The sequence below is a fragment of the Lacrimispora sp. 38-1 genome (assembly GCF_049890855.1).
GTDB lineage: Bacteria > Bacillota > Clostridia > Lachnospirales > Lachnospiraceae > Lacrimispora.
Genome location: NZ_JBANEW010000064.1, coordinates 1 through 19,651 on the forward strand (window position 1 = coordinate 1; position 19,651 = coordinate 19,651).

The following is a 19,651-nucleotide window of genomic DNA, read 5'->3' on the forward strand; positions in this document are numbered from 1 at the left end:
GGTGATGGCTTCCACAGCCGCAGCTGCCTTCTTCGTGGTCATGATCATGATCGTGATGCGCCTTCAGTTCGTTCATCAGATCTTCTTCCATGGTATCCGACTTTTCGATTATTTCAAGGAGCTGTTTACCGGATAATTCTTCACAGGGTGTTGTAACAACCACTGCCCTGGGATTCAGTTCCCGGATTATTTCAACTGCAAGATCTACTTTGTCAGCGGGAGCAATATCTGTGCGGCTTAATACTACAGTTCCGGCATTCTCAATCTGATTGTTGAAAAATTCTCCGAAATTCTTCCGGTACATTTTACATTTCTGGGCATCTACAATGGTAACTGCACTGTTTAAAGTAACCTGAATTTCAGCTGCCACATCTTTTACAGCTTTCATAACATCTGATAATTTGCCTACACCGGAAGGCTCAATGATGATACGGTCCGGATGATAGGTTGTAAGCACTTCTTTTAAGGATTGTCCGAAATCACCAACCAGAGAACAGCAGATGCAGCCGGAATTCATTTCCCTGATTTCCACGCCCGCATCCTTTAAAAAGCCGCCATCAATTCCTATCTCACCAAATTCATTCTCAATCAGGACAACCTGTTCACTTGAGACAGCATCCTGCAGCAGCTTCTTAATAAAAGTAGTTTTTCCGGCTCCGAGAAAACCGGATATAATATCAATCTTTGTCATACGAATTAATACCTCTTTCTTTCCAGAGTTTAACAGGAACTACAACTACTTATTGTGTCACAAACAGGGAACAAAGTCAAGCAGAGGTCCCAGGGTTTTTCTCTGCATATTGTTAACGTTTTATCAAATTTGTGCTGAAATACAAAAAAAACTTGAATTTTGGGCATACTATGATAAAATACATGCAACTGCTTTGACTTAAGGTCGAATGTGTGCACCAAACAACAGAAGGAGATTTTTAACCATGGAAAAACGCGGCGTAAAAGAATTCCTGAAAAGGAAGAACGTCACAATTACGGTCCAGACCTATCTCATTGACGCATTGGGTGCTATGGCATTTGGCCTTTTTGCGTCTCTTTTGATCGGAACCATCTTCGGAACTCTGGGCCAGCAGCTTAACCTGGAACTATTCAAGGTAATTGCAGATTATGCAAAAAGTGCCACTGGCGCTGCACTGGGTGTGGCAATTGCCTATGCACTTCATGCACCTGCGCTGGTATTGTTCTCTGCAGCTACCGTCGGTATTGCAGGCAATGCATTAGGCGGGCCGGTAGGTGCACTGGCCGCAACAGTAATTGCCACAGAGCTTGGAAAAATGGTGTCAAAGGAAACCAGGCTGGATATCCTGGTAACACCGGGAGTTACCATCATTTCCGGTGTTTTAATTGCTCAGTTTATAGGACCTGGTGTCGCAGGGTTTATGAACTGGTTTGGAAGCCTTGTAAAGACCGCCACAGAGCTTCAGCCCTTCTACATGGGCATACTGGTCTCTGCTCTCATCGGCATCGCACTGACACTGCCAATCAGCAGTGCGGCCATCTGCATCGCCCTCTCTCTTGACGGACTGGCCGGCGGTGCTGCAACAGCAGGCTGCTGTGCCCAAATGGTGGGGTTTGCCATCCTCTCCTTCCGGGAAAACGGAGTCGGAGGTCTGATGGCACAGGGTCTTGGAACCAGCATGCTGCAGATGGGGAATATCGTGAAAAACCCGAAAATCTGGATTCCTCCAACTCTTGCCTCCATGATTACCGGTCCCATAGCGACCATGGTGTTCCAATTGAAAAATATCCCGGCCGGCTCTGGCATGGGAACCTGCGGGTTAGTGGGTCCCATCGGAGTTTATACAGCCATGGGGGGCGGTAAAACCATGTGGCTTGGTATTTTATTTGTCTGCTTTCTCCTTCCGGCTGTCATTACACTGGTTTCAGGCGAACTGTTAAGAAAAGCAGGCTGGATAAAATTTGGTGATTTAAAACTGGACTTAAAATAAGAACATAAAAACAGGGAACGGGCAGTTACCATTTCATTCTGCCCGTTCCCTGTTTTTATACTTTATGAATCCTTTTTCTTTTTCTGCCTGTTCCTGCCTGTACCACACCCCGCACAGTTTTCACAGCCGCCGCTGCCGCAGCTTCCTTTGTTCTTTACAACACTGCGGACCGCAAAAAATACCAGAACCAGAAGTATACTTAATATTACAATTGTTGCCCAGTTCTGGGCCAGCCAAACTGACATAATCCCTCCGAAACTGTTACTTCATTTCTTTTAATATACTGTCAATATGTTCTCTCCTGCCTATTACCATTAAATGCTCCTGTGACTGGATCATATAATCTGCCGGCGGCATGAGCTGCGCTCTTCCTTCCCGTTTAATTCCAAGAACACTGATATGGTAGCGGTTTCTGATATCCACTTCCCTGATGGTTTTATGCACCCATTCCGGAAGAGGCGGAATCTCATAAATGGAATATTCAGGAGTCAGCTCGATGTAATCAAAGACATGGTCTGTGCTGTACCTGACAGCTGTCTTCTCTGCAATATCACGGTCCGGATAGATTACTTCATCTGCCCCGTTTCTTAAGAGAAACTTGGCATGAATATCCCTGTTTGCCTTGCTGATTACCCGTCTTCCGCCCAGTTCCTTCACCAGACTGGTGATTTCAAGACTGCTCTGAAAATTAGTTCCGATACATACAAAGCAGATGTCAAAATTGGAAATGCCGAGACTTCTTAACACTGTTTCATTGGTACAGTCACCGATCTTTGCACTGGTAACATAGGGAAGCAGGTCCTCCAGGCATTCCTCCTTCTGATCTACGATCATTACGTCATTGCCAAGGTTTGCCATATTAATACAAAGATGATGCCCAAACCGGCCCATGCCGATAATTAAAATTGATTTCATGAATATTCCCCTCTCTTTTATCCTACGTTAATCGCTTCTGCGGGTTGTTCCACATGAGCAATTCTGTGATTTTGTACAAAAGCAAGCGCAAACGACAGGCTTCCGATTCTTCCGCAGTACATCAGTAAAATGATGATCACTCTGGAAAATGTATTTAAATCTCTGGTAATTCCGGTTGTCATACCAACTGTACCGATGGCGGAAAATGTCTCAAATAATATGTCGGAAAAACCGAGAGACTGATTCGCCATAATTACCAGCGCAGCGAAAAGTGCCAGAAACAGATTGATTGTTAAAATAGTTCCAGCCCGCTTAATGGCCTCATCCTGCAGACGTCTTCCAAAAACATTCACTCCATAAGACTGCTTGATATTGGAATGAACGCACATTAAAAGCACAAACAGTGTGGTGGTTTTAATTCCTCCTGCAGTAGAACCAGGGCTTCCTCCGATAAACATGAGAATAATGGTAAGAAGCTTGCTGCCATCCGTCAAAGCATGGGTATCAGTCGTATTAAATCCTGCCGTTCTGGCCGTTACAGAACTGAACAGGGATGTAAGTATCTGACCGCTTGCGTTCATTCCGACCAGGAGATTGCTTCTTTCTAACAGATAAAAAAGAAAACCTCCTCCAAATACAAGAATGAAGGTAGTGACCAGTACAATCTTAGTATGAAGGAGATATTTTTTTACATGCAGCTTATTCTTATAAATATCATCCCATACAATAAAGCCAATACCGCCGATAATAATCAATGACATGATAACCAGATTAACCAGCCAGTCATCGTAATAGGAAACAAAAGAATTATAAGGTTCTATATGTCCCATTAAGTCAAATCCTGCGTTGCAGAACGCAGAAACGGAATGAAAAATGCCATAAAACACGCCTCTTAATAATCCAAACTGGGGAACAAAGCGGATTGATAATAAAATTGCCCCTGCACTCTCAAAAAGGAACGTTCCTTTTAAGATTCGTTTTGCCAGTCTGACCACTCCGCCAATCTGAAGAGTATTCACGCTTTCCTGCAAAAGCCCGCGTTCCCTGAGACCAATCTTACGTCTCAGCACGATGGAAATAAATACTCCCACTGTAACAAAACCAAGTCCGCCGATCTGTATCATTGTCATGATTATAATCTGACCGAACAAAGACCACTGGGTCCAGGTATCCCGGACCACCAGACCCGTTACACAGGTAGCGCTTGTGGCAGTAAAGAGGCAATTGATAAAATTCTCTGACTGCCCGTCCTTGCTGGAAAAAGGAAGCATGAGAAGAAGTGCCCCGGTTAAAATAATCCCTAAGAAACCATAAGCCAGATACTGAGTCTGGCTCACATTCCACTTAAAACGTTTTTTTCGTTTTTTATCCATGATAGTGCTGATGCCTTTCCTTTCTTACGGCTGATTCATCAGCATAGTATAGCACATTTCTTTCTAAAGGAAAAGGTAAGTTTTTAACATCCTGCAGGTAAAATTATCTTTTATTTTTAACATTTACCTGAATCTGCCGGCTGGTCTTTTTTACAGTATCCGAAGGCTCATACAGGTCATCATCGAATAAAAACTGATGAAGGCGTTTTACGTTATCCTCCAGATTAACAGGAATTACACAGTCCCTCCTGTTAATTTTTGCATCTGCAAGCTTTGAGGGAAATCCTTCCGTCTCTGTTAAATGAAATCTCTTTATATTTTTCATGATGGGCAGCATATCCTTCATTCCCACACTGGTGGATATCTGGGGGAGTATGGCATTTGCCAGACGGTTTAAGGTTGATAAATCCGCCTCTCTCGCTTTTTTCAGTGCCAGATTGGCAACCTCCCTCTGCCTTTCCGTACGTTTAAAATCCGTATCCATTTTTCTGAGCCTGGCATAAGCAACCGCCTGGACTCCGTCTAAATGGTTTGGTCCTTCCTTTTTTAAATGATGGGAACCCACACCTGTGGATTCCACTGTTTCTGTGATAAATCCGTTGATTACCCGGAATTCATCGTGGCTGATATCCACATCGATTCCCCCGAGAATATTGATGGCATCTGCGACTGCTTTCCAGGTGAAGGAAGCATAATCATCAATATTAATATCCAGATTATCCGTGAGCGCTTCTACTGCCTGGGCAGGACCACCGTTAAAGTAAGCCTCATTGATCTTATCATAGCGCCCCTTATCATTCACTTTTAAATAAGTATCCCGGTAAACGGAAACCGCCCTTATTTCCCCTGTTCCCAGATTTATATTAAACAGCATCTGCATATCGGATCTGGTTCCCTTTCCCAAGGTTCCGTCTCTGGAATCCACTCCAAATACAGCAACCGTCCAATATCCCTCCATCTTTTCCTGGGTCTCAATACTGATATTGGTATTTTTAATTTCAGGCATTTCCACTTCCGGCAGTTTTTGAGTCATATGGGCGATGTTCCATGCATATCCCATCATTGATCCGATTAAGGAAGCCCAGACCGATGCTATGATAATCAGTCCCCACTTTAAATAATTCGAATTTGCCATGTTTCCTCCATCCTCTTCATAAAAAAAGAAGAGATCCATTTACATATCTCTCCTTAATTTTCCATTATTTCAGATTTTTATTCAAAAACATGTCGAATCTCACTGGGATGAGAAATGATATATTCAGGATGAAATGCTTCCAGCTCCTGTCTGTCCCGAAATCCCCATGTTACCCCAACCGTATCCATGCCTGCATTCCTGCCTGTCTTCATATCCGTGTTTGTATCTCCAAAATACAGACAGGCAGAAGGCGGCAGGGAAAAACGTTCTGCCATTAAAAGAGCTCCCGCCGGGTCCGGCTTCACCTTTATTCCATTTCCTTCCCCGATGATCTGGTCAAAGTAATGTTTTCCGTAAACAGCCTCCACACATTCTACTGCCCGTTCATGACTCTTATTGGTCAGCACGCCAATTTTAATACCTTTTTCCTTTAAATAGTTTAAAAATTCAGGCATACCGTCATAAGCTTTCACCTTATAAAGGCAGTTTTCCCGGAAGGTCTTTTCATAGATAGAAAGCGCCTCCTCATAATGAACCAGATCTTTATCTCCAGAAAACAGAAGTGCCCGTTCCACTAGCCTGCGATATCCATCACCTACGAACTGTTTGGTATGTGCCTCATCAACGGGAGCAAATCCAAAGCTGCCCATAGTCAGGCTGATGCTGTGAGTCATGGACTGGATTGTATCAATGATCGTTCCGTCTAAATCGAATATACAGCTTTTATACATGTTCTGCCTCCTCACTGCAGTGCTTCATTCGTCTCTTTATGTCTTCCTAAGAAAAATTGTACTTCCTGTCCGGTTAATAATCAACACTTTTTGGTATTTTTTCGTATATCCGTACCGTATCCGTCCATACTTTCAATATCCCATACAGATAAAAGAGGAGTATTTTATGAATAGACATTACAGGTACTGGGCTATCGGATTGATTCTGGCATTTGCAATCCTGATGATTGCCGTTTTTACAGCCGTAAACTGGTACAGGATCCGCAAAGCAGCTCCGGAAAGTCTTCCTTCCGTTGAAGTCAATCGAAATTTAGACAACGTTCTGGCAGAAAATCAAACACCCCTGTCATACTGACAGGGGCATTTTTTTACTCTAATCATTCAGACTGCAGGTTTTTCTTTAAAGCCGCAAGCACAAGGCAGCCTGCAAAAGAACCAACAATGATTGCAATTAAATAACCAAACGGATTGCCGATTGTAGGAAGAACAAAGATTCCGCCGTGAGGAGCTCTTAAGGTACAGCCAAGCGCCATGGAAAGACCGCCTGCTACTGCAGAACCAATCATACAGGACGGGATCACACGAAGAGGATCCGCTGCTGCAAATGGGATTGCACCTTCGGAGATAAAGGACAGTCCCATAATATAGTTTACCAGACCGGACTGACGCTCTTTATCTGTAAATTTCTTCTTAAAGAATGTGGTGCAGAGTGCGATTGCAATGGGTGGAACCATACCGCCTGCCATTACTGCAGCCATGATATCAAAGTTTCCTTCTGCCAGCTGTGCCGTACCAAATACATAAGCTGCCTTGTTAACCGGACCGCCCATATCGACTGACATCATGCCTCCAACAACTGCTCCAAGAATAATTTTGCTTGTTCCGCCCATTCCGTTTAACAGACTTGTCAGACCGTCATTAATAGCGCCTACAAAAGGATTGATAAAGGTGGTTACTACGGATACAAGGAGGATACCAATCAGCGGATAAAGAAGAACCGGTTTGATTCCCTCTAAGGACTTTGGAAGCTTTTTAAATGCATTCTTTAATAACAGAACAATATAACCGCCGATAAAACCAGCGAGCAGTGCTCCTAAAAATCCGGAGTTTACACTTCCGCCTGCAGGGTTTGCAAATGTAGCGCCCATTTTAGCGATCAGGCCGCCGACAAAACCGACTGCCAGACCGGGACGGTCAGCAATACTCATGGCAATATAACCTGCCAGAACCGGGAGCATCATGCCAAATGCCTGCTCTCCGATGGTCTTTAAATAAGCCGCGAGAGGTGTATTTTTACCAAAATTAGATGGATCAATGGAATAATCATCAAACAGAAATGCCAGTGCGATTAAAATACCGCCGCCGATTACAAACGGAAGCATATGGGAAACGCCGTTCATTAAATGTTTGTAAATGGAACGTCCAAATCCTTCCTGTCTGGAATCCTCTCCGGAAGAAGCAGGACCATTATAGCGGTATACCGGTGTTTCACTGCTCACCGCACGCTTAATCAGTTCTTCTCCTTTTTGGATTCCTTCCGAAACAGTTGCCACAACAACCCGCTTTCCGTCAAAACGGGACATATCCACGTTCTTATCGGCTGCGATGATGATGCCGTCAGCTGCTGCAATTTCCTCTTTTGTCAGAGCATTGCCAACACCTTCTGCGCCGTTTGTTTCTGCCTTAAGAGGAATTCCAAGTTTCTTCCCCTTCTGTTCTAAGTTCTCAGCTGCCATAAAGGTATGTGCAATTCCTGTGGGGCAGGCTGTTACTGCCAGAACACGGTAACCGCTCTTTGCTTCCTTTGGTTTTGCGGCTTTTCCTGCTTCCTTTTCATCAATAAGGCGTAAGAATTCTTCCTTTGAACCAGCATGGATCAAAGATTCCTTAAAATCAGGATCCATTAACAGAGTGGATAATTTGGACAATGCCTCCAGATGAACATCTGCTTCTCCATCCGGTGCTGCAATCATAAAAATTATCCTGGACAGGGAACCGTCGTAGGCATCGTAGTCCACTCCATCCGGTACCACAATCGCTGCAAGTCCCGGCTCTTTTACCGCAGCTACCTTTGCATGAGGAATGGCAATTCCATCTCCCACTGCCGTACTGCCAAGAGCCTCTCTTGCCAGAATGCCTTCTTTATAGGCAGCTTTGTCTGCCAGTCTGCCGGACGCATTCATTAAATCCACCAACCGGTCGATGGCCGCTTCCTTACTGGAAACATTTACCCCAAGCTCCACACTTTCCTTTTTCAGTAAGTCTGTAATCTTCATCAATACCCCTCCTTCAATAATTCATCATAAAGCTTCATGATATCTTCCTTCCCTGCAAGACCTTCCGAAAATGCAGTTGCACTTCCGGCAGCGCTTCCAAGACGCAGAGCGTGTTCATAACTGCCGTTTTCCAGATAGCCTGCAACAAAGCCTGCAACCATGGAATCTCCGGCTCCAACAGAATTTTTCACGGTTCCGGATGGAACTCCCATCTTAAATACCTCTCCCGTCTGGGTAATCAGGACGGCACCGTCTCCCGCCATGGAAATCAGTACATTTTCTGCACCTTTCTCCTGAAGGAGCTTTCCGTAATGAATAATTTCATCTACACTTTCCAGTGTCACACCGAACATCTCCCCTAGTTCGTGATTGTTCGGCTTTATCAGAAATGGGTGATAAAAAAGAACATTTGAAAGTAAATCACGGGTCGCGTCCACGACAATGCGAATTCCCTTTTTATCTAAATACTCCATGATTCTCTCATAAATATCATCATTGAGTGATGCAGGAATACTTCCTGAAAGGATTAACATGTCTCCGTCTGAAAGACAGTCAAGCTTTTCATAAAGCTGCTCCACATCTTTTTTCGTAATCTCAGGACCGATTCCGTTAATCTCTGTTTCCTCACCGGATTTGAGCTTTACATTAATTCTTGACATTCCATTTTTAACATGGATAAAATCACTTCGAAATCCCAGGTTTTTCACTCTGCGTTCGATCTCGTCTCCGGTAAATCCTGCAACAAATCCCAACGCAGTATTCCCGTATCCAAGCGTGGCCAGAACCGTTGAAACATTCAGTCCCTTGCCTCCGCAGTAAATGTCTTCCTGCTCCGTTCGGTTGACTGATCCCAGTGTGAAGTGATCTACTTTTACGACATAATCGAGAGCTGGATTAAATGTTACCGTGTAAATCATATATCACTGCTCCTTCTATATATAAAATTTTATTTCATCCCCTCGTCTATACTATAATACGATTGTTTTATTTCGTCAATATGTTTGTGAAAGAAATATTATTTCTTGTGTCATTTCGGCGCTTTGCACAATTAGTAATAAATCAATCCATTTTTTTCTTTTGTCTTTTGTGCTATTTACCCATATTCCAGTGTTCCCAAAAGAAACAGCGGCAATTCATCCTTTCCATCAAAAAAAGAGAACCTTTCGGTTCTCCTTTCTGATTTTTTCAAATCGTTTATTATTTTTTATCATCAGAGATTGCAATTTCGTGGCGTCTGATATGATCATGGGAATTCTTCTTACTGACTGACAAAAAGAGATATAAAATTTCCATCACTGTCGTTGCAGAAACCCTGGAAAAACAAAATTCACCCAAAAGAAGCTTTTCCCTGGTAGCAGTCGTGATGTGACGTTCGCAGGCCTGTCCCAGAGGGGATGATGGGTTATTCGTAATTGCAATGGTTGGCACACGGTTTTCCTTCGCCACTGCCACCAGAGTCATAAGGCGTTTGGAAAAGCCGGAGTTTGAAATGATAATGACCGCATCCTCCGGTCCCATATTGCAGGTATATGCCATCTGGGTTTCCCAGATTGTCCCTGAAACAGCAGCTATCCCCAGTTGATTGAACTTAAAGGCGCCGTCGAGAGCCACAGGAATGGTATTGCCCACTGCCACCAGCTGAACCGATCTGGCTTTTTCCACAATGGATAAGATCTTCTCAAGTTCTTCCGGATCCATCATGGAAATCGTCTGAGTCAGTTCCGTGACCTTGTTAGCCAGAATATTCTGAAGAGACTGGCTTATATTCTCACGGCTGATGTCATTGGAAACCTCAATGGAGTTGCCACGTTCCTCAGCCACCTCTTTTGCCAGATTAATCTTTAAATGGTGAAAACCATTAAATCCGCATCTTCTGCAGAATCTGGAGACCGTCGCATCGCTTGTTCCGCTTGCAAGAGCCAGTTCTGCCACCGTCATGTCAATGATATCACCTTTATTTGAGAGAATAAAATCCGCAATCTTTTTCTCTGCCTCAAAAAAAGAATCATAGGATGAGCAGAGAACACCGGACACACTTATACTTTCCTGCATATAACGTTTACCTCTAATTCATGTAATATTATTTCATCATTATAAAGGATATGAAATAAAATGTAAAGCATGAACTATTCTTTCCCGGATGTCAGAAGAAAGACAGTAGAAATAATGCATACAAATCCAAACAGATCCATTAATCCAAAATTAACTCCCATAAAAAGGACAGAGAACACAGTAGCTGACACAGGCTCTACCGATGCCAGCAGACTTCCCTTCTTAGGGCCCACACAGTTTACGCCCTCCAGATAACAGGCAAATGCGATCACCGTGCCAAACAGGATAATAATCCCCATGAAGGCCGCTGTCGCTGCATCAAGCGGTACCGTCTTCTCCCATGGGCGGAAAATCAGGCTCAGCAGAATACCCCCAATCAGCATTCCCCATGCTGCAATTACCATAGATCCGTACTTTCTTAAAAGCCTGCCCGGCTGGGTGGTGTAAACCGCCAGAGCCGCCGCAGAGCAGAGTCCCCAGAAAAGAGCCTGATCTGAGATCGCAAGGCTTCCCGGTTTTCCGTGAGTCGCCAGCAGAAAAGTTCCTGCCGTGGCAAGTGCTGCAGCGAGAAGTTCGTGTTTCTCCGGTATTTTCCCCGCACGCACAGAAACATAAAGCATAATGAGAACAGGGCCTATGTACTGAAGCACAGTCGCTGTCCCTGCATTGGAATAACCAATGGCTGTGAAATAGGTATACTGGCACATGGACATCCCGACCATGCCGAAAATAAATAAATCTCTTGTATCTTTGACGTCTTTATACGGCGCAAAAATCTGCTTCCCCTGTTTCATAAAACAGAAAAACAGCAGCAATATTCCCGCACACAGTAAACGTATGGGAACCAGCCAGTCTGAAGCAAGCCCTTTCACCTGTAAAAGATACTGCCCGCAGGTTCCCGATATTCCCCATAAAACCCCGCCTGATATCGTAAGAACGCTTCCCCTTCCAAGGCTTTTATTCTCTGTCAACTTCATTGCTGTCATCCTCTTTCGTATCTTGTGTTGTGCCTTCCCAGGTATTATGATCCGATGACGTATCTCTTAAAATTTCATCAATCTGGGCAAACAGGCGGCTGTCCGGCAGATTCCTCTGCCACAGCCGGTATGCAGCGGTGGATTTAATCTCTTTTGCATCTATGGGTTTTCCCGCACAGTAATCGCTGTTTAAATCTCCATACAGCTTTGCCATCTGCTCAATCTGCTCGTTGGGAAGATTCTTAATCTGGCTGCTCACCTGTTCATACACCACATCTTTTAAGCTTTTTTCTGCATACCCGTTGAAATGAAGCAGATTTTCATCCATAGTACCGGTTTTCTTTCCCCAGTCCTCCACATCGGTCTGTTCCGTTGTGTAAACCAGCCGGTTATCACCGGTCCAGGTCAGGACACCGTACTGGTTGGGGCTTATGGCAAAGGAATTGGCCACAACTTCACTGATGTGGTAATCCGCCCCTGTTTCACCAGGCTCCTGTTTGTAAGTCTTGGTCTTCTGTAAATGAAGATGACCGCTTATGTAGAGCGGGACACGGAAGCTTTCCAGCAGACTGACCACTTCCCCGCTGTTTTCCAGCGTACAGTCCTCCGGATATAAGATGCTCTCTTTTAAAAGGTTATGGTGGGCAATTACCACCACCGTTACACCCAGTTCTTTTGCTTCTTCCAGCTGGGTCTTCATCCAGTCAAGGGTCTCTTCCTTAATTCTTCCCCCTACTTTGTTGTAAGGCTCATACTGGGCGGAATCCACCATAAGGAGCCAGTTCTTTTCATCCAGTTCATAGACGTAGCTGAGAGAATTCTGATCCAGACTCCTGGCCTGATCATATCCAAATCTGCGGTATATATCATAGAAATCCTTTTCACTGGCTTCCTGGACCGGTTCCTTCTCTTTACCGAAATAGGAGGCTGCCGCGTGATTGTTAATATCGTGGTTTCCAGGTATAACAAGAACCTTAACTCCCTTCTCTTCCAGAGCCGTTAATTTTTCTGCCAGCGCCTCATGTCCCTTTTTTTCTCCGTTTAAAGTTAAATCTCCGCTTAAAATCACTGCTGTTGGTTTCTTTTTCTCCATCTGGTCTGTAAATGCATCCATAATCTGGGGAATATAGCGGACCGCTTTTCCGTCATCCCGTTTTTCCAGTTCACCAAAAGCTTCGCCGTAATCCGTCAGCTCCGGTGAAAAATAATGAACATCCGATGCAATCACAATGACAGGAGGCACGTATGGTTTCACCTTCTCTTCCGGTTCTTCCCCCTTCAAATCGGGCTTAACCGCCGATGCACGGTGCCCTTCCTCTTGTGTATCTTCTTCCTTACCGGTATTCTCTCCGGTTTCTCTCTCTGTTTCCGGTTCTTCTTCTGTATAGGGTACCGCTGTGCTTTCTACAGGTGCCTGGCTCTCCCCGCCCTTTTCTGTATGGGGAGAATTCAGTTTCTGTATCAGCAGGACAATAAAAAAGCACAGCAGAAGCATAATCGCATAAATACAAACCAGAAGTATATTTTTCTTTCGCTTATTCATCTGATTCCATAAAGATCCTCTCTGGTCCTTCCGGTTCTCCACATGGAATCATAGCACGTTTTTGTTCCAGGGGCAACTTCAAATGAGTTTTTCCATGTCTTATAATATTTTATCAAAACAGATCTCCGTCTGCTCCAACAAACATAAAGACAAAATATATCTTTCCTTCAGACAATACTGAACCACCTGCACGCCGGGAACAGAGCATGTAACACCCTCCGGTCCCAGGTAAAAGGAAAAATCCGTGAGGGGAATGGTGATCCCCCACCCTGCTGCTTTTACATAGCTCTCCTTTAATGTCCAGATCTTAAAAAAGAAAGCAGTCCGCTCCTCACCCTTTAGCTTGCCAAACTGCTCCTTTTCCTGTTCTGACATCACTTTCCGTATGATCTTCTCCGAAAATGGGCGGATTAATTCCACATCAATGCCCACAGGCACATCTCCCAGCCCACACGCAGCCAGCCCATCCGTATGACTGATGTTATGGAAGATATGGGGATAATCCTTTAATTGAGGCTTTCCGTGCCCGCCTTTTAAAACAGGAACAGGAATGCCGTCTCCATAATCAATCCCATAGTCTTTCTTTAAGCCCTTTCGTAAAAGAAGCTCTCCCTCCCGATGCTCCCTTTCGCGCTTATTCTCTCCCTCTGTCAGATCAAATTCTTCTACGTAAACTTTTATCATTCTAAAACATCCTCTGTTTAATTTTCCGTCTGAATCCAGGTTCTGTTTTCTGACGGGTTACCGTGGCAGAAATAAATTTTTCTTGCACCAAGAGCGCTGATTTTCTCCGCACTTCTTATCATTGCTTCCCGGTCACTGTAAATCATGGGAAGTCCCGGATAAAATAAGTTCATCAGGGCATCTCCCACAAATACAGCCCGCTTCTCCAGTTCCAGCCCGATGGAGCCTCTTGTATGGCCGGGAAGTTCAAGGATTGTCCCGTCAATACCATATTCATCAAGCCGGTCTCCCTCTTTTATAAAAATATCAGGTGTAAAATCAGAAATCACCGATTCTTCAAAGTTTTTTACTGCAACATCGGCGACTACCATCCCTAAAAGCCCCTGATAAGAAACGGGCTCCTTAAAATTATCCTTAATAATCCCCATATCATCCCTGTGAATTGCCAGAGGGGCTTTTAACTCTTTTGATAAATGAGACGCATTCTGTACCTGTTCTATATGACCATGAGTCAGAATAATGAGTTCTACCCTGTGTTTTTTGCACTGGGTAAGAATCTTATCTTCAAAGCCTTTTCTACCGGTATCGATCAGAATGGCTCTTCCGTTTTTTTCTATCAGATAGCAGTTCTCACTTCCGCACCTGATTCTTTTTATTTCCGCCATCTATCATTCTCCCACTTTCCCATACAATCCCACTTACTCCCATTTTTATAACGGGTATCACTGTTCATTCTATTGAAAAAGTGTCTCTGATATTCCACCGGTTTCATAAGCATATCATTTATTTCCTGATACATCAAATCCTTTTGCCAAAATACGAAAAAAAGACCTGCAGGCTTCTTACACCTGCAGGTTTTACTTACTCTTATTTATGAACGGCGGATATGAAATGCATCCATTCCGGGGTAAACAGCGCTCTCACCAAGTTCCTCCTCAATCCGAAGCAGCTGGTTGTATTTTGCAACACGTTCGCTTCTGCTTGGGGCTCCGGTTTTAATCTGACAGGTATTTAACGCCACAGCCAGATCTGAAATGGTAGTATCCTCTGTCTCACCGGAACGATGGGAAGCAATGGCAGTATAACCTGCACGGTGGGCCATCTTAATGGCTTCCAGAGTCTCTGATACAGACCCGATCTGATTGAGCTTAATGAGGATGGAGTTGCCGCATCCTTCTGTGATACCCTTTTTCAGACGCTCTGTATTGGTAACAAATAAATCATCTCCTACCAGCTGGATCCTGTTTCCAAGCTCTTTTGTCAGGAGTTTCCAGCCATCCCAATCCTCTTCATCCAGTGCATCCTCAATGGAATAAATGGGATACTTATCGCAAAGCTGTTTCCAGTGTTCAATCAGTTCCTCAGAAGTGTAATGCTTGCCGGATTTGGGAAGAACATACTGTCCTTTGCCTTCCCCTTTCCACTCGCTGGAAGCAGCATCCATGGCAAGTACAAAATCACGTCCCGGCTCATAACCTGCTTTTCTCACTGCTTCCAGAATAAGTTCAATAGCTGCATCATCACTCTCCAGGTCAGGAGCGAAGCCTCCCTCGTCACCCACTGAGGTGGCAAGACCTTTTGCCTTTAAAATTGATGCCAGACAATGGAACACCTCTGTACACCAGCGAAGACCTTCCTTAAAGCTTGGAGCACCTGCAGGCATAATCATAAACTCCTGAACATCTACGGTATTGGCTGCATGAGCTCCTCCGTTTAAAATGTTCATCATGGGAACAGGAAGGCGGTTGCCTGTGATCCCTCCCAGGAACCGGTAAAGGGGAATTCCCATGCTGACTGCTGCCGCCCTTGCACAGGCAATGGATACTGCAAGAATGGCATTGGCTCCCAGTCTTGATTTGTCCGGTGTCCCATCAGCTGTGATCATGGCCTTGTCTATTCCATAGATATCGGATGCGTCCATGCCGACCAGTGCATAATGAATGACTGTGTTGATATTGTGAACTGCATTTAAAACACCTTTACCGCCGTAACGGGTCTTATCCCCGTCTCTTAACTCCAAAGCTTCAAACTCGCCGGTAGAGGCTCCGCTTGGCGCTGCTCCTGTGGCAATGGTTCCATCTGCCAGATGAACCTCCGCTTCAACGGTAGGGTTTCCTCTTGAGTCAATAATTTCTCTTCCAATGACCTTTTCAATTTCCAGATAATTCATCATGATTTCTCCTTTTCTTTTATATGCTTTCCAGAACGGTCAGAAGTTCCTCTACGGACTTCTTCCCAAATTCTACAATCTCATCATTGATAATCATACAGGGAACACTCATAATCTGATATCGTTTCTTTAATTCCGGATAATAGGCCAGATCATAAGTCCAGGCCTTCACTTTCCTGCTGTCAGCCGCAATTCTTCCCGCAGACATAACCGTAGTCGGGCACATGGTACAGGATAATGACACTGCAATTTTAATATCAAGCTGTTTTTCCAGCCTTTGTATCCTGTCAGTTTCTTCTGAAGAAAGGGACTGTCCTGGTCCCGCTGCATTATATAATCCAATAACAAAGGAATTAAACTCGTGTCCTCCCGGAATTCCATAAAAGCGGATTCCTGTTTCAGTGCCGTCTTCTCTTAAAACGCACAGGGCCGGAAGAGCCTCATCAGGTTCTGACTTATCCGATACCTGTTCTGTGATTGTCTCCACTTTATCCGAGATTCCTGAAAGTTCCTTTAGGAAGGATTCCATTTCGGCCGAAAGCCGGCTTTGATCTAAAAGTGCCTTTACCGTTACTTTCGTCTGAAACTTCTGAAACAGAGCTTCTAACTGCTGTCTCATCTCAGAATTGATAAAATTCTCTTCCCCTGATTCCTCCGGCTGCTTTCTGTCTTCACTTGTGTTCTTTCCTTCTGGTGACGGCTCCCTTGGGGATAAGTTTAACTTTTCATATACTTCAGCAACATACTTTTCTAAAGATGTTGCAGCAACTGCTCCATCAGAGACAGCCGTAACAACCTGCCTTAAATTTTTGATACACACATCGCCGGCTCCATACACTCCCGGAATACCGGTCATCTGATTGTGGTCTGTAATAAGATATCCCTGGCTGTCAAGCTCCAGCTTTCCTTTTACCAGATCAGTATCCGGTACATAGCCTGCAAATACGAAAATACCAAAGGATTCACCCTCCGGCGCTTCATAGCTCCATTCTCTTCCGGTCTTACTGTCTCTAAACCGGGCCGTTCTTAACAGTCTGTCTCCGGCAGCCTCCACTATCTCTGTCTGATAATGCACTTCAATTTTTTCATGATTCTTAGCCTTATCGGCTACGGAGGCGGCACAGGTAAAATCCTCTTCTCTTACAATAATGGTGACCTTTTTTGCATACTTGGTCAGAAATACAGCTTCCTCTGCCGCTGCAAATCCGCCTCCAATTACAAATACATCCATTCCGGTAAAAAATTCACCGTCACAGGTTGCACAGTAAGCCACTCCTCTGCCTTTGTACTCTTTCTCTCCTGCAAACCCCAGAGTTCTGGGGTTTGCTCCAAGAGCAAGAACAATTCCAAGCGTCTGATAATCACCTTTATCCGTTTTAACAATGCGGATATCCCCGGAGAAATCAAAGTCTGTTACTTTTGCCATTTGAAATTCCGCGCCAAAGCTTTGAGCCTGGATGCGCATCTTTTCTGTCAGCTTCGCACCGTCTGTTTTCTCTATTCCGGGATAATTCACGATTTCCGATGTAATGGTTATCTGTCCGCCGATTTTTTCTTTTTCAAGAACCAGAACCTTAAATCTGGCCCTGGCAGCGTAAATGGCTGCGGAGAGACCTGCAGGACCTGCGCCTGCAATAATTACGTCATAAAGTTCAGCCATAAGATCCCGCCTTTACAAAAGCCCTACTAAATCCAGGCTGGGTTTTAATGTCTTTTCTCCTGGTTTCCATTTTGCAGGGCAGACCTCATCTCCGTGTTTGGCAACGAACTGGGAAGCTTCCACTCTTCGGAACAGTTCCTCTGCATTTCGTCCCACATTGCCGGCGATGACCTCATAAGCCACGATCACGCCTTCCGGATTCACAACAAAGGTTGCCCGTTCTGCCATGCCCGATTCCTCAATCAGAACATCAAAGCTTCTTGCCAGCGCTCCCGTAGGATCCGCAAGCATGGGGTACTTAATCTTTTTAATTGTCTTTGAAGCATCATGCCATGCTTTGTGAACAAAATGGGTATCACAGGATACACTGTAAATTTCACAGCCCGCCTTTTTAAAATCCTCATATTTATCTGCAAGATCTTCCAGTTCCGTGGGGCATACAAACGTAAAATCCGCCGGATAGAAAAAGAATACGGACCACTTTCCCAGAACATCCTTTTTAACCACTTCCTTAAATTCTCCATTTATAAAACTTTGTACTTTAAAATCACTGATCTCTTTTCCAATGAATGACATACAATCTATCTCCTTTCCTGACGCTATACTCAATTAATATGGCTTGTTTCATTTAAATTTATGAGTTAGTTATTCCTAATTCACAATATTATCATAGCATAGTTTTCCAGAAAATTCAATAAACAATATCGATAATAATTATTATTTTATTATAAAGACAAAAAAGCCGGAGAAGTGCAAAGAAATTTCTCCTTTGCAGCTGCTCCGGCATTCCAGTTTCCGGAGTTAAATCATCCAGAAGTCCGTTTTATCCGCATTATACTCCAACCGAAAACGCAGTTTTTCAAAATACGCTTCCAGTGTCTCATAAAGCGCCTGATACTGCTTAGTCCCATTGCTGTCACTTAGTGATTCCACAAAGCAGGACTGTTTGCCGCAGGCATCTCTTAAATGAATCTTAAATTCCAGCCCGCTGTCTTTTAAAAGCTGATTGCATTCCAGTATCTCACCAAACGATACGATCTTCATGGCTTCCTCTATTCCTGGCCTTTAAACCGCTTTGCCTGTTCTCCGATCAGTTCCATATCGTCAAAATAGTTGATCTTCATGGCTTCCTTTACCTCTTTTAAGGTATCTGCAGCCACTGCTTCTGCTTTCCGGCTTCCCTCTTTTAAGATCTGATATACGTAAGGAATATCTGCTTCGTATTCTTTTCTTCTTTTTCTGATGGGTTCTAACTCCGCCTGCAGCACGCTGTTTAAAAATCTTTTTACCTTAACGTCTCCAAGTCCGCCTCTCTGATAGTGTTCCTTCAGCTCATCAAGATTCTTGTAATCCGGTAAATATTCTTTAAAATCTTCTTCCCTGCAGAATGCATCCAGATAGGTAAATACCGTATTGCCCTCCACTTTTCCGGGATCGGAAACCATAAGGTGGTCGGGATCTGTGTACATGCTCATCACCTTTTTCTTAACCTCTTCTTCCGAATCGGATAAGTAGATACAGTTTCCAAGGGATTTGCTCATCTTGGCCTTTCCATCTGTTCCAGGAAGACGCAGGCACGCCTGATTATCCGGAAGAAGAATGTCGGGCTCAACCAGAGCTTCTCCGTAAACGGAATTGAATTTCCGCACAATCTCCCTTGTCTGCTCAATCATAGGCTCCTGATCTTCTCCTACAGGAACTGTGGTTGCCTTAAATGCTGTAATATCGGCTGCCTGGCTGATGGGATACGTAAAGAAGCCCACAGGAATGCTGGTTTCAAAATTTCTCATGGCAATCTCAGATTTTACGGTAGGATTGCGCTGAAGTCTTGAAACGGTTACCAGGTTCATATAATAGAAGCTAAGCTCTGTAAGCTGGGGTATCTGAGACTGGATGAACAACGTACTCTTACTGGGATCCAGTCCGCATGCAAGATAATCCAGCGCTACCTCAATGATGTTCTGACGAACCTTTTCCGGATTATCCGCATTATCCGTCAATGCCTGGGCATCCGCAATCATAATAAAAATTTCGTCAAATTCGCCGGAATTCTGCAATTCCACCCTGCGCCTCAGCGAACCCACGTAATGTCCGATATGAAGCTTTCCGGTGGGTCTGTCCCCCGTTAAAATAATCTTTCCCATTTTGTACCTCCAGATATATTGTCAAGTTTT

The 19,651-nt window shown here is 44.3% G+C and carries 20 protein-coding genes; 2 read left to right on the forward strand and 18 right to left on the reverse strand.

Annotated features, from left to right (window positions below):
• Positions 1–691, reverse strand: a 691-nt coding sequence (locus tag V7D18_RS18980; protein ID WP_426156499.1) for a CobW family GTP-binding protein, incomplete at its 3' end; no start/stop codon positions are given.
• Positions 692–935: 244 nt separating this feature from the next.
• Between V7D18_RS18980 and V7D18_RS18985 the strand changes: the two genes are divergently transcribed.
• Positions 936–1,961 (forward strand): PTS transporter subunit IIC, encoded by a 1,026-nt coding sequence (locus V7D18_RS18985; protein WP_426156501.1) that lies wholly within the window; start codon positions 936–938, stop codon positions 1,959–1,961.
• Between the two features lie 62 nt (positions 1,962–2,023).
• Here the strand turns inward: V7D18_RS18985 and V7D18_RS18990 are convergent, their stop codons facing one another.
• From V7D18_RS18990 to V7D18_RS19010, 5 genes are all read right to left on the reverse strand, one after another.
• Positions 2,024–2,206 (reverse strand): FeoB-associated Cys-rich membrane protein, encoded by a 183-nt coding sequence (locus V7D18_RS18990; RefSeq protein WP_426156503.1) that lies wholly within the window; start codon positions 2,204–2,206, stop codon positions 2,024–2,026.
• Between the two features lie 16 nt (positions 2,207–2,222).
• Positions 2,223–2,876, reverse strand: a complete 654-nt coding sequence (locus tag V7D18_RS18995) for a potassium channel family protein (protein ID WP_426156505.1) — start codon at positions 2,874–2,876, stop codon at positions 2,223–2,225.
• Positions 2,877–2,893: 17 nt separating this feature from the next.
• Entirely contained in the window at positions 2,894–4,249 is a 1,356-nt protein-coding gene (locus tag V7D18_RS19000; RefSeq protein WP_426156507.1) for a TrkH family potassium uptake protein, read from the reverse strand.
• 103 nt (positions 4,250–4,352) lie between these two features.
• The gene (locus V7D18_RS19005) at positions 4,353–5,384 is read right to left on the reverse strand and encodes an LCP family protein (protein ID WP_426156508.1); all 1,032 of its coding nucleotides are present in this window, start codon (positions 5,382–5,384) and stop codon (positions 4,353–4,355) included.
• Between the two features lie 77 nt (positions 5,385–5,461).
• Positions 5,462–6,115 carry an HAD family hydrolase gene (locus V7D18_RS19010; RefSeq protein WP_426156510.1) on the reverse strand — a complete coding sequence of 218 codons (654 nt, stop codon included), beginning with the start codon at positions 6,113–6,115 and terminating at the stop codon, positions 5,462–5,464.
• A gap of 166 nt (positions 6,116–6,281) precedes the next feature.
• Between V7D18_RS19010 and V7D18_RS19015 the strand changes: the two genes are divergently transcribed.
• Positions 6,282–6,470, forward strand: coding sequence for a hypothetical protein (locus V7D18_RS19015; RefSeq protein WP_426156512.1), 189 nt, complete (start codon positions 6,282–6,284; stop codon positions 6,468–6,470).
• 22 nt (positions 6,471–6,492) lie between these two features.
• On the opposite strand, the gene V7D18_RS19020 is transcribed toward V7D18_RS19015, so the two are convergent.
• The 12 genes from V7D18_RS19020 to trpS all read right to left on the reverse strand — a co-directional run bounded on the left by V7D18_RS19020 (position 6,493) and on the right by trpS (position 19,621).
• A complete protein-coding gene (locus V7D18_RS19020; protein WP_426156514.1) occupies positions 6,493–8,391 on the reverse strand; it encodes a PTS fructose transporter subunit IIABC in 1,899 nt (632 codons plus the stop codon).
• On the reverse strand, positions 8,391–9,308 hold the full coding sequence (gene pfkB / locus V7D18_RS19025) for a 1-phosphofructokinase (RefSeq protein WP_426156515.1): 918 nt from the start codon (positions 9,306–9,308) through the stop codon (positions 8,391–8,393). The genes V7D18_RS19020 and pfkB overlap by 1 nt, the downstream gene beginning before the upstream one ends.
• Before the next feature lie 280 nt (positions 9,309–9,588).
• Positions 9,589–10,443 (reverse strand): MurR/RpiR family transcriptional regulator, encoded by an 855-nt coding sequence (locus V7D18_RS19030; RefSeq protein ID WP_426156517.1) that lies wholly within the window; start codon positions 10,441–10,443, stop codon positions 9,589–9,591.
• Positions 10,444–10,517: 74 nt separating this feature from the next.
• A complete protein-coding gene (locus V7D18_RS19035) occupies positions 10,518–11,420 on the reverse strand; it encodes a DMT family transporter (protein ID WP_426156519.1) in 903 nt (300 codons plus the stop codon).
• The gene (locus tag V7D18_RS19040) at positions 11,401–12,963 is read right to left on the reverse strand and encodes a metallophosphoesterase (RefSeq protein WP_426156520.1); all 1,563 of its coding nucleotides are present in this window, start codon (positions 12,961–12,963) and stop codon (positions 11,401–11,403) included. Before V7D18_RS19040 ends, V7D18_RS19035 begins: the two co-directional genes overlap by 20 nt.
• A gap of 99 nt (positions 12,964–13,062) precedes the next feature.
• Positions 13,063–13,647, reverse strand: coding sequence for a 4'-phosphopantetheinyl transferase family protein (locus V7D18_RS19045; protein ID WP_426156521.1), 585 nt, complete (start codon positions 13,645–13,647; stop codon positions 13,063–13,065).
• Between the two features lie 17 nt (positions 13,648–13,664).
• Positions 13,665–14,312, reverse strand: coding sequence for an MBL fold metallo-hydrolase (locus V7D18_RS19050; RefSeq protein WP_426156523.1), 648 nt, complete (start codon positions 14,310–14,312; stop codon positions 13,665–13,667).
• Between the two features lie 206 nt (positions 14,313–14,518).
• Complete coding sequence (gene eno / locus V7D18_RS19055) at positions 14,519–15,817, reverse strand: phosphopyruvate hydratase (protein ID WP_426156637.1); 1,299 nt, start codon at positions 15,815–15,817, stop codon at positions 14,519–14,521.
• A gap of 19 nt (positions 15,818–15,836) precedes the next feature.
• Entirely contained in the window at positions 15,837–17,477 is a 1,641-nt protein-coding gene (locus tag V7D18_RS19060; RefSeq protein ID WP_426156524.1) for an FAD-dependent oxidoreductase, read from the reverse strand.
• Positions 17,478–17,489: 12 nt separating this feature from the next.
• Positions 17,490–18,053: an alkyl hydroperoxide reductase subunit C gene (gene ahpC / locus V7D18_RS19065; protein WP_117417923.1), complete on the reverse strand. Its 564-nt coding sequence runs from the start codon at positions 18,051–18,053 to the stop codon at positions 17,490–17,492.
• Between the two features lie 225 nt (positions 18,054–18,278).
• Positions 18,279–18,521, reverse strand: coding sequence for an RDAC family protein (locus tag V7D18_RS19070; protein WP_426156527.1), 243 nt, complete (start codon positions 18,519–18,521; stop codon positions 18,279–18,281).
• Positions 18,522–18,529: 8 nt separating this feature from the next.
• Complete coding sequence (trpS, locus tag V7D18_RS19075; RefSeq protein WP_426156529.1) at positions 18,530–19,621, reverse strand: tryptophan--tRNA ligase; 1,092 nt, start codon at positions 19,619–19,621, stop codon at positions 18,530–18,532.
• Positions 19,622–19,651: the final 30 nt, after the last annotated feature.